Here is a 16838-nt window from a genome sequence, read left to right on the forward strand (position 1 = left end):
ACAGAGCAAACTAGAAACGTTATCCAGCTACGAACTGATTTTCCTATCAGCCTTAAGGTCCATTCCTTCTCCAATAAAAGACCTAGCGAATTAAAAAAAGGGACTGTGACATTAGTATGCCTCAGTCCCTTAAATCCGGATAAACGGTGTTTCAGAAGTAACTTCTTCGACAATAAGGCGGAAATTCGCAAAAATTTATGGAACAATTTTCGGAATTTCCGCCTTATTGCTTGAAGCTGAACACTTCTGTCACAACCTCGTCTGTTCTGCTGCCTTAGCTTTAACAGTTACAATTATTTTGTGATTGTGTATTCATCAATCACTTCGTAGCCGGCAGTTCGCACTGTAACCTTTAATGCAGAATCTGTAACCTCAACTGCAGAAAAGACTGTATTCTCAGGATAATTCTCTTTTCCTGTAATATCTTTAACATTTGGGCCCCATAAAACATCGGTCCAGTCTTTGCGGGATTCCATCTTGTACGTTTTCTTCCCACTATTTCTAGAAACCATATAGATTGTTCCATCTTCACTTGTTGAAATATTCCCGTGATCTGAAATAGTTTTATTTGGCACACTATTTTTAATTGGGTAGCTGCGAATATAGTTATGATCATGGCCAGATAGAACCAGATTGACACCTAAATCTTCCATCACAGGAACCAATTTCTTCTTAATATTTTTTGAACTCAATGAACCACTGGAAGAACTAGTCCATTTTCCGCCATAAGGACTCTTATGGAACGCCACAACGATAAATTTATCTTGTCCTTTTTCAGCAACTTCCTTTTTCATCCATTCAATCTGTTTATCCAGTTCTTTATCTGAATCATGATTTGAATTCAGGTTAAAGAATAGCGCATTTCCGTAAACATAGGAGTAGTTCAATGGGAAGCCATTGACATTATCTACACTGAAGGTATTTTGATAAAATACTTCGTTAGAAGAAGAGCTCCCTTCATGATTTCCTAATACTGGCAAGAATGCCGTTGAAGCAAACGTATTGCCTGCTGCATTGAAGAAGCTGGTGAAATTCGCTTCATTTGGTGTCTCCACCATATCTCCTGTATGAATAATAAATGGTGCTTCCGGGTACATTCCCAAGGCTTTATTCAAGGTATTGCCAAAATATGGTGCATATCCGTCTAGTGAGCTTTGAGAATCAGCCAAATGAATAAAGGTGAATGGTTCTGCTTTCTGACTCTCTGTTTTAAAGCTGAAAACATCACTATAATAGGTCGTAACTGAACCAGTCTTTGGATTTGTATAATAGTTACGCAAGCGATACTCATACTTCGTACCTGGAGTCAAACCTATCAGTTGTACCTTATTCACATTGTATTTTGTGAGGATACTTTTATTCTTAGTTGAAGTACCCGTGAATTCCATAGTATTTTCTGCTGTAAACTCTTGACCTGCTTCAACAACTTCAATCGCTGCTGAATTAAGTGTTGCATCAGATTGCCATGTAATTGAACGCGTTGTTTTCGAATCTGAACCAAAACCATTATTTACACCCAGCGGTATTAGCTGGCGGCTCTCTCTTTCCGGCGTATCCTTCCGGTTGATTTCAAATTGATCAACAACTTGTCCATTAACTGTATATGCTGTTACTTCAATTTTTTCAGCAGTTACCTGAATATTACTGTACATTTTGTAGTCAGCAGCTTTTTTTACAGTACTGCTGCTGTAGTTGCTGGCTGTCTTAATCCATTCTCGACCAGTTGCGCCATTCTTTTGCTCAGCTCCGGAAGCACCTGGTGATAGGTAGATAACGCCATCTTTATGAGCAATTTCTGTGCTTCCCGGATAATCGGAAAGTACTACACTCTTAGAAATCGGATATGAGCGAATATATGCATCATCATTCCCTTGAATCACCAGATTTACTCCAGCTTCATCAAAAGCAGCTGCCAGCTTTTTATTAGCCGAGCTTACTGTTGAAGAACTGCCGTAAATACTGTTTCCCACACTAACAATAATCCATTTACTTTGACCTTTGGTTGCAACTTCTTTTTTCAGCCAGCTAATATGATTTTCAATATCTTTTGTACCGGTCAATTGACTGTTAACATTTAGGAATAAGGCATCTCCATAAACAAATGAATAGTTGCTAGTATCATTACTAACACCAGTCAAATTATAATTAAGCTGGAAAAGCTTGTTTGCAGAACCCTTGGAAATTGTATTTGGCACCAAAGGATACTGATCAAACGTATTCTGCGCTAACCCAAAATAACCATTCCAATGCTTTTCATCGGTCAATGTACTATTGGCCTTTCCTGTATGCATAATAAATGCTGATTCAGGAAACTTGTTCACTGCCGTAGACAATGTCACACCAAAATAGTTTTGGTAAGATGAAGTACTGCGGTAATTGCCGTCTGCTGCCGCAACAAAAGAGAAGTTTGTAACTGCTCCCTTCGTTTCAAATGAATATTCTTTCGAAACAGCTCCTGTGTTTTCATCGACAACACGATAATGATACAGGGTTTGCGGCTTCAAGCCTTCCACTACAGCTTTGTGATAGCCCACTCGACTATTTGCCGTTGTCGCCGCTGCAGTCTTGCCATTGTGCCCTTTATCAAAGCTTTCCCCATCCTGATAATAATAAATAACTGTTTTCGGTTGAGGAACACTACTGGATTTCACAGCCTCTGTCTGATAATTCAAATAGGCAGTTGTACCAATATCATCTCTTAATACTTGGTTGAGATTATTGACAACCAGTTCCTGTTCCTCTGCATAACCATTGGAAGCTGTTAAACTAAATGAAAAAATAAGTGTAACAGCAAGCATTAATTTTGCCAGTTTTTCTTTATAAAACTTCATTCTCCCACACTCCTTGCCCTAATAATTTAGACTACTAACCAACTCAATTATAACATGCAAAAACTTTTTAGCTTATCAGGTTTTCAGCTGGTTTAGGAAAAAAATGAGAAAATGAACCCCTTATAGATGAAGATATATTTTTCTTTTAAAAATTTTATAGACTATATCCAAAGGCTGTTAAATATAGATTTTAAATAACAATAAATAAAATATTTTTATAGAATATTTCAACATATATTCTTTCACCGGTGTTGCAGAGATATAGTCAGAATAATCTGAAAACACCAACCTGCTGAAAATGAAAAAGGAGAATTTTTAGAATGGCTCTAAAATCAAGCTTTTTACTATACTAATCAAAGTTTTTGCTGGTTCATTTGGTTTTCTCAGATAAAGAATCAAAGGTGATTGCAGAAAACCATTTCTGAAAAGATGTTTTTACGTTATACTCATCCACGCGCTAGTCCTTTTTATTGGTCTTGGATAAGTCATCCAAGAGTAGTATAAAGGACTTTTTTGTCTATGAATAGTTATGCTTCACAAAGCGGTACAAATGCCTGAGCATCCCAACTTTTGCTTCCTTAACCAGTCTGATTTGTACTTTCTTTTCCATAACTCTCCTTCTTTCGTCCGGACACTTATTAGACATCTATCCAGACAGAAAAGTTTCAAATAAAATTTATTTTTTAGCTAAAAAGTATAATTTCTTAAAAAAAAAGTAACACGAGGATATCTCGACTGCTTTTGATAGGACATACTCATATTTTGTAATTAGCTGACTCATGCGATTGAAACTAGATAGATTATACCTATTCTTTATATGATTTTGGCAAAAAACATCTATATAACTATAAAAAAAGAATCAATAATAATTCATGCTGATGGAATCGCAAAAAAGAGTTTGGGACATAAGAAAATACCCGAACTCTTCTTTCTCTAAAATCCGAATAAACGGCGTTCCAAAAGTAGCTCTCTCGGAAATAAGTCGAACTATCTCAAAAATATGAAAAGCTATTTTCGGATAATTCGTCTTATTTCTCGGAGCTAAACACTTTTGTCTCGACCTCATCCATTTATCTGATTTGTATTTTACAGGAGAATTACGACTGACTCTTTGTAGAATCTCGGACGATTAATTCCGGTAAAAAACGCCGATAGCCTTGGCTTCCTCCATTTTCTTCAATCTTTTTAACCAGCATCTCTCCACAGACCTCACCCATTTTGACGATTGGCTGCTTAGCTGTTGTTAGTTTTGGCGAGCTCACCTGATCCAGGAAAACACCATCAAAACCGATAATCCCGTATTCTTCTGGTATTTTACCACGACTATTGGAAATTCCCCGTTCAATTCCTATTGCCAGCCGGTCTGAGCTGCAGATAAAGCAAGTATTTGGTGAAAGTGTTTCCCAATATGCTTCGATAAATAATTGACTAAGCGTCGAACGATTATTAAAACGTTCAATTCTGCCGGTTTTTCCGCTAGCCTCCATTGCTTGCAAATATCCTTGTTCCCTAGACTGTTCAAAGGATTCATTCACATCAATACCTATATAAATAATTTCATCATAGCCGCAGGCGATTGCATAATTAGTAGTCATTTCCGTACCGTAATGATTATCGCTGTCTACAAAATCAATTCCCTGACTGTTCTCGCCAAACAATACAACTGGTTTATCCAAGCTTTTAATCCAGTCAAAATCGTGGGCGCGAAAACCAGTAATGATGTATCCGTCACAGGTTCCAGTGTCAAAGCCATCCTTTGTTACCAGCTGTAATGAATAATGTGCTTTACCAACTGCTCTAGCAATCCCCATCAGCAGATTCATATAGTAAGGCTCTGTTGTATCAATCTCTTCCAAGATAAAGAGTTTAATAATCTGGGAGCGGTTTTTGACCAGTGCTTTGGCTGCAATATTTGGATGATAGTCCAGTTCCTTCATCGCTTCATAAACTAATTCCTTTAATTCTTCCGTCACTTTTTCCGGATGATTGATTACTCTGGAGACGGTCATTTTGGACACATTTGCCAGTTTAGCTACGTCAGATAGTGTGGTCACATCGTTCACCTCTTCCCAGTTGGCTAGTTACTTAGATTAGCCGCATTTCTTTTCTTCTATTATACATGAGAAGCTGCTTTTATACACGAACCACCAGAGCATCATATGGCTCCAGATTCAATAGCTTAGCATTGGAAATGGGGGCAGTCCGATTGCTGATAATCTCCTCTTTTACAGTATCCTTTAACAGGAAATCTTGTGCTGTGTCTGAAAGATTGGCAACAATCAGCCATTTTTCTCCCTTGTATTCTCGATAATAGGCAAAAACCTCCTCTGCCGTATCAGGAATCAATGCATAATCGCCCCAAACAATCAGAGCATGCTCTTTTCTCAGCTGAATCAGCTGTTGGTAAGTATAAAAAATAGATTCAGGATTTTCAAGGGCCCGTTCTACATTCACAGAAGGATAGTTTTCGTTTACCGGCAGCCACGGTTTTCCAGTAGTAAATCCAGCATTTGAAGAGCTGTTCCACTGAATTGGCGTGCGCGCATTATCCCGCCCTTTAGCATTAATTGAACGCAGCAGCTCATCTTTTGTATAGCCTGCTGCCAGTCGCTCATGGTACATATTGATACTTTCAATATCCTGAACTTCCTCAATAGAAGCAACCGGTCGATTCGTCATACCGATTTCTTCCCCTTGATATATATATGGTGTCCCCTTCATCATGTGCAGTAGAATTGCAAACATTTTACCGCTTTTTTCCCGATAGTTCTGGTCGTTCCCCCAACGGGAAATAATTCGAGGTAAATCATGATTATTCCAAAACAAACTGTTCCAGCCCTGATTTCCAAGAGCGGTCTGCCATTTAGATAGTACTTCCTTCAGTTTCTTTTTATCCAACGGCTGTAAGTCCCACTTATCTTTTCCCTCTTGCTGATCCAGTCCCATATGTTCAAACTGAAAAACCATGGATAGCTCCTGACGATTGGGATCAGAATACAGCTTTGCGATTTCAGGCGTAGCCCCCCAGGTTTCACCTACCGTCATTACATCATATTTTCCGAAGCTGGCCTGATTCATTTCTTGAAGATATTCATGAAGCTTAGGTCCATTTCCCGTGATTTCCTGATCCGGCTGTTTACCAATCAAATCAATAACATCCATGCGAAAACCGCCAATACCTTTCTCCAACCAAAAGTTCATCATGCTGTATACTTCTTGACGGACTGAAGAATTTTCCCAGTTTAAATCCGGCTGCTTTTTGCTGAACAAATGAAGGTAATACTGACCTGTTGTCTCATCCAACTGCCAGGCACTGCCGCTAAAAATAGAGCGCAGTTCATTAGGTGCTTTTCCTGCTGCGGGATCCCGCCAAATATAGTAATCCCGATAAGGATTATCTTTAGTCTTCCTAGACTCAATGAACCACTTGTGTTCGTCAGAAGTATGATTCACTACCAAATCCATAATAATTCTGATATCTGCTTCTTTTGCTTTATCAATCAGTTCTTCCATGTCAGCCATCGTACCAAACTCATGCATAATATTCTGATAATCACTGATATCATAGCCATTATCGTCATTAGGAGACTGGTATACTGGGGACAGCCAAATTGCGGTTATACCTAATTTTTTTAAGTAGTCAAGTCGGGAAATAATTCCCTGAATATCTCCAATTCCATCCCCATTGCTGTCTTGGAAACTCCTTGGATAAACTTGATAGACAACTGCCTGCTGCCACCATTTCTGATTTTGTCCGTTTTGATTTCCTACTTCTGTTTCTTCCATCGTTTTTCCTCCGCTGTTTATTAATTACCCATATCAATCTGATAAGTTCGTGCTTCAAATGGGGCTAGGGTATCTGTCAGCGGCAAATCCTGCGCTGCCTGATAATTGCTTAGAACCAGCTGAGCTTTTTCAGACAGCTGCTTCATATGTTTTGGTATTTGGTAACTAGCCGGCTGCTCTGAAAGATTTACCAGCACCAAAAACACTGCTTCCTCATTTCTTCTTGTATACACATAGAGCTGCTCATGCTCAGGTAAAATCTCTTCAAAGCTGCCATAGACCAGTGCTGAATGCTGTTTACGCAACCGAATTAGCTTCTGATAGAAATAGAAAACAGAATCAGAATCTGCTAAAGCTGCTTCAACGTTAATTGTCTGCTTGTTGGGATTCATACGAAGCCACGGCTCTGTATTTGAAAAGCCGGCGTATTGATCATTACTCCATTGCATCGGTGTTCGCGAATTATCTCTAGTAATGGCATTTACAGTCGCTAAAGCTGTTTCTTCAGATTTTCCGGCATCCTGCAGTTCACGGTATAATTGCTTTGAATCCAGTGTGTTGATTTCTTCAATGCTTTCAAAAGGCATATTCGTCATCCCAAGCTCCTGCCCCTGATAAATAAACGGTGTTCCCTGCAGGAAGAAATACATCATTGCCAACGCCTTAGCAGAAATCTCCCGATATTCTTCTGAGTCATTACCAAAAACAGATACGGATCTGGGAACATCGTGATTTTCCATATAAAGTGCGTTCCAGCCTTTGCCGTCCAGTGCATATTGCCAGTTTGAGAGAGCCTTTTTAAATGCCTTAATATCAAAGTTTTTTTCTTGTTCCTGTTTCCAAAGCCCAATATGCTCAAATTCAAAAATCATATTGAAATAGCCGTCATCACCAGCCCATTGTTCTGCTTCAACTGCCTTAACCCCGCTCGCTTCTCCCACGGTCATAATGTCATATTCTTCAAAGACCTGCTTTAGTTCTTCTAGATAGTGCTCAATTCCTGGAATATTTTGATACCTCCCTGGAACATTTTCCAAAAGCGCCGGCAAATGATGGGCATCTTTGCGAATATGGGAGATTGCATCTACCCGAAAACCGTCAATTCCTTTATCCAGCCACCAGCGAATCATGGAAAAAAGCCTCTCTTTCAACTGCTCATTTTCCCAGTTAAAATCTGGCTGCTCTTTTGCAAAGGCATGAAAATAGTATTGCTCCGTTTTTTCATCATATTCCCAAACGGAGCCGCCAAAAATAGCCTGCCAATCAGAAGGCGGCTCTCCCTGAATACCATCTTTCCAAATATAATAGTCTCTATAAGGATTATCTTTGCTCGCTTTAGATTCTTTAAACCATTCATGCTGGTCGGAGCTATGATTAACGACTAGATCCATAATCAGCTTAATTCCCAGCTTGTGGGCTTCTGCCAAGAGTAAATCAAAGTCCGCCATCGTACCAAAATCTGCCATAATTGCCTGATAATCGCTGATATCATAGCCATTGTCCACATTAGGCGACTGATACACCGGATTTAACCAGATAAAATCAATTCCCAGTTTCTTAAGGTAGGGTAATTTTTCTCTGATACCATTTAAGTCTCCAATTCCATCATTATTACTATCTTTAAAGCTACGCGGATAAATTTGATACCCAACCGCTTCTTTCCACCATTTTTTCTTCATCAGCTTCCCCTTCTTTCAACTGGAAATAAACTAAAATCAGAGCACAAAGAGAATAATCTCATTTTGTGCTCTGACCTGCCTTTTCTATCCTCTATGCTGAAAACATCTGTTTAAGCACTTGTCATATGATTTTCATTAAATTAATGTTTTGTTATGCTTCGTATTTACTCAGCAAAACACATTTTCTTGCTTTCTACTACTCCCCCCAGAACTATTCGCAATCTATACTAATGATTGCTTTGCCAGTTCTTAATTAGCAATAGCTATCATTATTTTTGCTTAATAGGAACAATCACTGTTTGTTCTAAAAGATAGTCTTCCTCATAGATAGACAGCTGCTGTGTTGAGCCTTCAAGCAGCTCCAGCTGTATGTTATTCTGATCCACTTTAACTGAAATTAAGCCGCCACGGTAATTGATAGTAAAGGCGTAGCCTTCCCACATTTCAGGTAAGAATGGCGAGAAGCTTAAACTGTCATCAAAGGTGCGCATTCCTGCAAACCCCTGTACAATTGCCAGCCAGCTGCCGCTCATAGACGTGATATGCAGACCGTCATCTGTGTCATTATTGTAATTATCCAAATCGAGGCGTGCAGTTCGCTTATACAGCTCAACCGCTTTTTCTTCCTGACCAAGTTCAGCTGCTAAAATTGCATGGACACAGGAAGACAGCGAAGATTCATGAACCGTCATTGGCTCATAGAAATTAAAGTTCTTTTCCTTTTGTTCTGGGGTAAACTGATTTCCAAAGAAATAAATTCCCTGCAGAACATCTGCCTGCTTGATAAAGCAGCTTCTTAAAATACGATCCCACGACCAGTTCTGATTCAACGGACGGTCTTCCGGCTTCAGCATTTCTGCCGGCATCAAATCTTTATCGAGGAATGTATCATGCTGTACAAAAATATCAAGTTCTTCATCATATGGGAAATACATCTTTTCAGCAATGTCTTGCCACTGCTTGCGTTCTTCCCCAGTAACCAATAGTTCATGCTTGATTTCTGAAAGTGCCTGTTCATAGTGCTCCAGAGCATAGCGTAAACACCAAACTGCCAGATAATTAGTATACCAGTTATTGTTAACATTATTCTCATATTCATTTGGTCCTGTCACGCCATGAATCATATAACAATTATTTCTGGTTGAATAATGAACACGATCTGCCCAAAAACGGGCTACATTTACAACGACCTTCATTCCTTCGCCCAGTAAATAAGTTTTGTCACCTGTGTAGTTCGTATAATTATAAATTGCATGAATGATTGCACCATTACGATGAATTTCTTCGAATGTTATTTCCCATTCATTATGACATTCCACTCCGGTAAAGGTAACCATGGGGTATAAAGCCCCTTTTAGTCCTTGACGTTGAGCGTTAAGCAACGCACCATCCAGCTGTCTGGAACGATATTCTAATAGCTTGCGCGTTGTCTTTGGTTCTGTAACAGAGAGATACATGGGAACAATATAGGCTTCTGTATCCCAATAGGTTGCTCCGCCATATTTTTCTCCAGTAAAGCCCTTTGGTCCTACATTCAAGCGTTCGTCCTCGCCGTAATACGTAGAAAACAATTGAAACAGGTTAAAACGAATTCCCTGCTGAGCTTCATCGTCGCCGATAATTTCTACATCTGCCAGCTGCCAGCGTTTCTTCCAAGCTGCTGCTTGTTTTTCCAAGTGTTTATCAAAAGAATCTGCCAGACCTGTCTGCAGCGTTTCTTTCACGGCTTGAAGCTGCTCTGCTTCTGGAACGTCACGGCTTGTCGCAACAGCAACTGTTTTTTCCAATTCCAAGCTGGCTCCACTGTTTCCTTGCCAGATGAACCGTTCACCAATTACCAGTTTCTCACTAACTACTTCTCCTGTAAGTGACTGATTGAGCTGGTTTTTCATAGCTGTAGTCACCGTAAATCGAGGGATATCAAATGCATTTGGAATCGTCTGTGTTGTTAAAAAGCTGATTCCTTCAGCGTATGATCGTTCTCTTTCCTCCCAAAACATCTCCTCATAATTACTATCTTCATTGCGTACATCACCGTCCATTTTTGATACGAACTGAATTTCTGGTGTGCCTTTTAGAACTTCAGCTTTGATGCGTACAAATGCCAGTTCTTTATCTACAATACTAACAAACCGTTCAAAAGTAAAAGCAATTTCTGCCAAATCAGATTGATAGACAAAGCGACGGGTCAACAATCCATTTTTCATATCCAGTTCCATATAAAAATCAGCTACAGATTGCTCAGCCAAGTCTAAAGCTGTACCGTCAATAAAAATATCTACTGCGATAAAATTCACTGCGTTGATAACTTTTCCAAAATAGTCAGGATAGCCGTTTTTCCACCAGCCAACTCTTGTTTTATCCGGATACCAAACGCCTGCCAGATATAGTCCCTGATGAGAATCGCCGCTGTATGGCTCTTCAAACATCCCCCGCATTCCCATGTATCCATTACCGATGGAGGTCAAACTCTCCATCAGCCGCTTGTTTTCACGATCCAGTGTTCCTGTCGAGATTTTCCAAGGATCGATATCGAATAGTCGTTTATACATTTCAGCCCTCCAACCTGCTGCCCGTGCCTATTTCACAGCACCATCAGCAACACCTTTTATGATTTGTTTCTGCATGATAAAGTAGAAAATGATAACAGGCAATACGGCGATAACTAAACCTGCCAGTGCTAAGTGCCACTGTTTTGTATATTGTCCAAAGAAGAAAAACATTTTAAGTGGAATTGTTTGAGTCGTTGGTGAATTAATTACCAGCGATGGTAGTAAATAGTCATTCCAAATCCACATTGTATTTAAAACTACAACAGTCACTGTGGTTGGCTTCAGCATGGGAAAGATGACCTTCCAAAAAACCTGAAAACGATTCGCCCCGTCAATAATTGCCGCTTCATCCAATGCTTTGGGAATACTCTTCAATGCTCCATGATAAAGGAAAATTGACATACTTGCACCAAAGCCAAGATACATAAAAATTATTCCTGCTTGATTCAGCATCTGTGCTTTCCCGAAAATGGAAATCAGCGGAATCATTACAGATTGAAAAGGAACCAGCATAGCTGCAACAAAAACCATAAAGATAAAGGTACTCAGCTTTGTCTGCATCCGTTCTAATGCATACGCGCAAAGAGCTGAGAAAATCACAATCACTGTCACACTGAGTATAGTAATCAGTAATGAGTTAAATAAGGTTTTAATAAAATCCAATTGAGTGAATGCTTCCGGGTAATTAGCCCAAGTAAAAGAATCTGGAATACCCAATGGATTGGTGAAAATTTCCTGCTTGGATTTAAATGAGTTGCTTATCATCAGATAGAAAGGAATCAGCCAAATCAAACCCAAAAGAATTCCTAAGAGCATGCGCACTAACCGACTTCCTGCTTTTTGTTTCTCCATTAGACTTCAACCTCTTTTCTCTTCGTCAGATAAACCTGTGCCAGTGAAATAACAGCTACAATGATAAAGAAGATAACTGCTTTAGATTGTGCATAGCCCATTTTATTTTCAACAAACGCACTATTATAAATATTCATGGCAACCATTTGTGTTGAATTATAAGGTCCACCATTTGTTAAAGATAGGTTTTGATCATAAAGCTTAAAGCTGTTGGACAGGGTCATAAACAGACTAACAGTGAAGCCGGGCATAATCAATGGGAATTTCACATGCCAAAATTTCTGCCAAGCCGTTGCGCCGTCTAAGTCAGCGGCTTCCAGTAATGCATCATCCACATTTTGCAAATAAGAGATGTAGATCACCATGATGTAGCCTGACATTTGCCAACACATTACGATAACCAATGCCCAAAACCCGGTCTGCGTAGTAGAGAGCCAGGTTTTCAACCCTTCATTGCCTATCGCATCACCGATTGCGCCAAACGCATTAATAAAGATAAACTGCCAGATAAATCCTAAAATAAGTCCGCCAATCAAGTTAGGCATAAAGAAGACCGTTCGTAGTATATTGGCGCCCTTGAATTTGCTGGTAACCAACATGGCTAGTCCTAGCCCAATAATATTAATTAAAATAATTGAAACAACAGCAAATTTAATCGTAAAGCCGATTGCTGCCCAGAAACCGCTGTCGGAAAGTAAATTCACATAATTTTCCAGACCAATGAATTCTCCTCTTGCTACCGCATCCCAATTTGTAAAAGAATAATATACACCATACAAAAACGGTACAACAACGACTAATGTTAGTGCCAGCACAACAGGTGCGGCAAACAGATAAAACCAGGTTTTCTTTTGATGTTTCACTTGTGGTCCCTCCCTTATGTAAAAGCACGAGAGATGTAGTGATTGTCTCCCGTGCAGCTGTTGAATAGATTCATTCGCTTATTTACGCTCTGAAGCCCATTTATCCTGTGCTGTTTTCAATACTTCTTCCCAGCTTGCTTCACCGGCAACATATTTTTGGATTTGTGCACCTAAGGTTTGTTCGCCCCAGCCTGCAGGATAACCCATGAAGATCCAGCCAGTAGTTTTACCTTCTGTATAGTATGTGTAGACGTCTTTAGATAGTGGATCAGAAATCTTTTCTGTATCATAGCCTTCGTAGGCAGGTACAAATTTAAAATCTTCCAGAACAATTTTCTTACCTTCATCTGATGTGTACAGATAATCAAGGAAATCTTTAGCTGCCTGCACTTCTTCATCAGAACCGTTTGGATTTACTCCCCAGTACATTGGTACGCCGACTGGGATTGTTCCTTCCGTTACACCGTCAATTGGAATTGGCAGTAAACCAATATTTTCATTAGCTAATTCTTCATCAATTCCTTCAATTGTTGGATATACCCAATTTCCTTGTTGAGTCATTGCAACTTTACCATTTGAAAACAGCTGTTCAATTTGTTGAGAGTAGTCTAAGCTGTTTGTCGGCTGAACAGAGTATTTATTAGAGATATCAATATATTTCTTAAACTGATCACCATACGAAAATTCAACTTCTTTTGCTTCAAATGCTTTCATCACATCGTTGTCAAATTCAGCGTTCAGGAATGCATTGGACGAATGTAGTCCAGTAATCCACTGTTCTTTTGCTGCTAAAGCAAAAGGAGCATCAATCCCTAGTTCCTCTTTCTTTGCTTCCAGTGTTTTTGCTGCGTCTTCTAAGTCTGTTAACGTTGTGATATTTTCTGCATCAATTCCAGCTTTTTTGAATATTTCTTTATTGTATAGAACACCGTAGCCTTCAATATTATACGGAAGTCCCAGAACTTTGCCATCCTTTGTTGCACCAGTTAAAGTACCTTCCAATGCTTGTTTCGCCGATTCAGTATCACTTAAATCCGTTAGGTTATCAATCCACATATTCACATCTTCCGGACCGCCTATATTATAAATGTCGGGCTCATTGCCAGATGAGAATTTGGATTTCAATGCAGCTCCATAATCTGAACCGCCGCCGACTGTTTCAACATTGATTTTCACATCAGGATTTTCTTCCTCATATTTTTTTGCCAGTTCTTCAAACTGATCCTTAAACTCTACTTTAAATTGGAAAATATCAATTTGCGTTTTATCTGCTGCTTTACTGTCGCCTGAACCGCCAGATGAATCAGATGCATTGCCGCATGCAGCCATACCTAATACCAATCCTGATGCCAATAAACCTAAACCAATTTTTTTCCAGTTTCTTTTATTCATTTTGGTCCCTCCAGAGTTTTTATTTACACCATCATTGTGCAATCGATTGCGTTGTTTTGCAAGCGTTTTTATGATGTTACCGATAACAAGATGAATTTAGTCTTTTTTTCAGCTATATAAAGAGTATTATTCTGTACTATTACTTTTTTGAAGAGCATATTTCAAAAATAAAAATCTATTAATTAATGCAATCGTTTTTTTGTAAAATAAAAAAACGAAGCTCTGTTTACGCTTCGCTCTTTTTATTTTACTCTGCTTTCGATAGCTGTCTTTTACAACCACTATCACACCTCTCTAATTAAACAAAGGGTTTCGGTATGCTTTCTTTTTCCCAATCATTTGTAGTCTTTTTTACCTTTTTGTACACTGGTTTTCTCATAGCAATTACTTTTAAACAGTTTCGCAGACTTATTCTGCTCCACGTATACGATTAATAATCGTTTCCTTGTTGACTAAATTTGTTGTAGCAAACGTCAATATCAGTTGAACTGAAAATACCAAAGTTACCAGCAGCAGAACCTGCAGCAATGGATACTGATAAAATTTGATTTGCATTAAGCCATTTTCTGCAGCATGCTTGTAAGCCAGATATCCTAAAAGACTTCCAAGTCCTACAGACAGACCAGAAATACCCAGTGCATAAAAAATGCCTTCTAGCTGCAGCATTTTTCTCATTTGACGCCCAGACATGCCGATTGCCTGCATAACACCCAGCTCTTTTTTTCGGGATAAAATACTATCGATAGTTGTATTGATTAAGTTCATGATTCCAACAATTCCCAGAACAAAAAGGATACCATAACCAGCTCCAGTCGTCATCGCTGTTGCACTACGCCACTTCTCCTGAACTGCTTCAAAGTCGTCTAATTCAAAAGCTTCATGCTCTTTAGAAATCGCCTCAAGGGATGCTTGAACAGCAGAAAGTTGATTTTTCTCAGCATAAATATCGTACGTATTCGTTAAATTAGTAGTGGTCAGCTTCGACAATGCCTGATTTGAAGTGATAAATGTTCCTTGTCCGCTTTGTCCATTGGTCAAATCTGCTTTGGCAATCAGGGTCATTTTCTTTGTATAGCTGGAATCACCATCCTCTATAATCACTTCCAGCTCTTCTCCAACAGCAACCTCCGGATAGTTTTTTGAAAACCAGCTGTCAGCAATCAAAGTATTTCCTACACTCAGCTCATTAAAGCTTCCAGCTGATCCCTCTGTAATATTCTTTTTAATTTCATCAAACTCATCCTCATTAAATCCATAAATAGAAGAAGTTAACGGTTTATTTGTGAGATCATCCATAAGTGCAGGAATTTCCATGTTCAGCAGTTGATGCTCGTTTACTTTTTCTACACCGGGAATGTCTTCAATTCTCTTTTTCATTTTTTCATTCAGGGGGTTATTTTGTTGAATCGCTGACCACTCAAGCTCTGGATTCATTTTATTTCCCGCATGGTTGCTAATCATTAACCGGAAATCACCATTTATCTCATCTCGTGCGATTTGATCTGGATTCATGCAGCTGAAAATAGTTGCCATTGTGACGAACAAAATGCCTATTAACCCTAAAGAAATTACTGTAATCAAAGTTCTTTTTTTGTTTCTCAGTAGATTGGCTCCCACTAATTTTTCCAAAGATAAGCTGATGTACCCTCTTCTTTTTCCTTTGCTTCCTTCTTTTTGCCCTGTGTAATTCATTGCCTCCATTGGAGAAATCTTCGAAGCCAGACGCATTGGTTTTAGCGAAGAAATCAACACTGTTGCCAAACCAATTACAGCAGTTAACAGAAATACCCAAGGAATATAAATTTGAATTTCTCCATTCTCCAGCATCTCTTTTGATACCGCTGACAGCTCTGAGCCAGATAAAAACGAGAACATAATTTGTTTAAAGAAGAACAGAATCAGCAGCCCGCCCAACACTAACCCAGTTGGAATCGCCAACAGTGCAACAATCATATTTTCCAACAGAACAATCCGGTTGATCTGTCTCTTCGTTGCACCTAGAGCTTTCAGCTTCCCGAACTCCTGTACCTTGTTAATCAATGAGACATAATAAATACTATAGATAGTCAGCGCACCTGCTAATGAAATTATTAAAATCAAAACAGCCATTCCGCTAATAAAACTAGGATCTGTATAATTAGCAAATAAATATTCTGTATTTATAAGTATCGATGTCTCCGCGAGTCCAAAAGATTCACCAATCTTCTTCCCTGTTTCCTCAACCAAATCAACTGTTTTAGTATATTCAGGAGTTACACGAACCACTACGCGATACTGACGTTCTGCTTCCGGAATCAACGCTTTCATTATCTCCTCAGAAACAATCATCGAATACGCAGCTGCGCCGCTCGTCTCTTTTTCATCAGTCAATAGTCCACTCAAGATGAAATGCTCCGTGCGTTCAAAGCCCAGCCCCTCTGCATCAAACGGTTGAAAAGCAATGTCTATCTGATCGCCAACGACCGCGTTTGGGTATCCCAGTAACGCTAAACTTTTTTTTGACAAAACAACCTCTTTGTCTTTCTGCGGAAAAGAGCCTTCTACAGTCTTAATTTTATTCAGTTCTAGGGCCTGTTTATCTAAATACGTAACAAATAATTCACCAGTCCCCAGCTTTGCCGAACCGACATCTTGACGTACTCCTGCTTTTTCAATATCGGCATGTTCAACTAGCTGACTGGCCGTTTCTTCAGAGACACCACGATACATTGCATGCCAGGTAGGATACAGTTTATTTACAGCGGCATTTTGTGTATTTACCGCACCCAAACCAATAGTGACAATTAGCAATATTAGAATAGTAGTTAATATAATAGCTGTGCCGGATAGTAAGTTTTTTCCCCGGTTATATTTTGTATTTGCCCAGGCAACTGTCTTAATCAT

The 16838-nt window shown here is 39.2% G+C and carries 9 protein-coding genes; all 9 read right to left on the reverse strand.

Translation table 11 applies throughout. The annotated features are described in order from the left end of the window. Window positions 1-293 precede the first annotated feature (293 nt). Window positions 294-2831: a fibronectin type III domain-containing protein gene (locus ACYSNQ_RS07315; RefSeq protein WP_426082240.1), complete on the reverse strand. Its 2538-nt coding sequence runs from the start codon at window positions 2829-2831 to the stop codon at window positions 294-296. A 1097-nt stretch (window positions 2832-3928) separates the two neighbouring features. Then, window positions 3929-4885 carry a LacI family DNA-binding transcriptional regulator gene (locus ACYSNQ_RS07320; protein ID WP_426082242.1) on the reverse strand — a complete coding sequence of 319 codons (957 nt, stop codon included), beginning with the start codon at window positions 4883-4885 and terminating at the stop codon, window positions 3929-3931. 79 nt (window positions 4886-4964) lie between these two features. Next, a complete protein-coding gene (locus ACYSNQ_RS07325; protein ID WP_426082243.1) occupies window positions 4965-6617 on the reverse strand; it encodes a glycoside hydrolase family 13 protein in 1653 nt (550 codons plus the stop codon). A gap of 20 nt (window positions 6618-6637) precedes the next feature. Then, on the reverse strand, window positions 6638-8296 hold the full coding sequence (locus ACYSNQ_RS07330; protein WP_426082244.1) for a glycoside hydrolase family 13 protein: 1659 nt from the start codon (window positions 8294-8296) through the stop codon (window positions 6638-6640). Window positions 8297-8565: 269 nt separating this feature from the next. Then, complete coding sequence (locus tag ACYSNQ_RS07335) at window positions 8566-10848, reverse strand: glycoside hydrolase family 65 protein (RefSeq protein ID WP_426082245.1); 2283 nt, start codon at window positions 10846-10848, stop codon at window positions 8566-8568. 27 nt (window positions 10849-10875) lie between these two features. Then, complete coding sequence (locus ACYSNQ_RS07340) at window positions 10876-11700, reverse strand: carbohydrate ABC transporter permease (protein ID WP_426082246.1); 825 nt, start codon at window positions 11698-11700, stop codon at window positions 10876-10878. Continuing rightward, entirely contained in the window at window positions 11700-12563 is an 864-nt protein-coding gene (locus ACYSNQ_RS07345; protein ID WP_426082247.1) for a carbohydrate ABC transporter permease, read from the reverse strand. Before ACYSNQ_RS07345 ends, ACYSNQ_RS07340 begins: the two co-directional genes overlap by 1 nt. Before the next feature lie 78 nt (window positions 12564-12641). Beyond that, window positions 12642-13955, reverse strand: coding sequence for an ABC transporter substrate-binding protein (locus tag ACYSNQ_RS07350; RefSeq protein ID WP_426082248.1), 1314 nt, complete (start codon window positions 13953-13955; stop codon window positions 12642-12644). A 408-nt stretch (window positions 13956-14363) separates the two neighbouring features. Beyond that, complete coding sequence (locus ACYSNQ_RS07355; RefSeq protein WP_426082249.1) at window positions 14364-16838, reverse strand: ABC transporter permease; 2475 nt, start codon at window positions 16836-16838, stop codon at window positions 14364-14366.

It is taken from the genome of Enterococcus sp. LJL51, assembly GCF_054871795.1.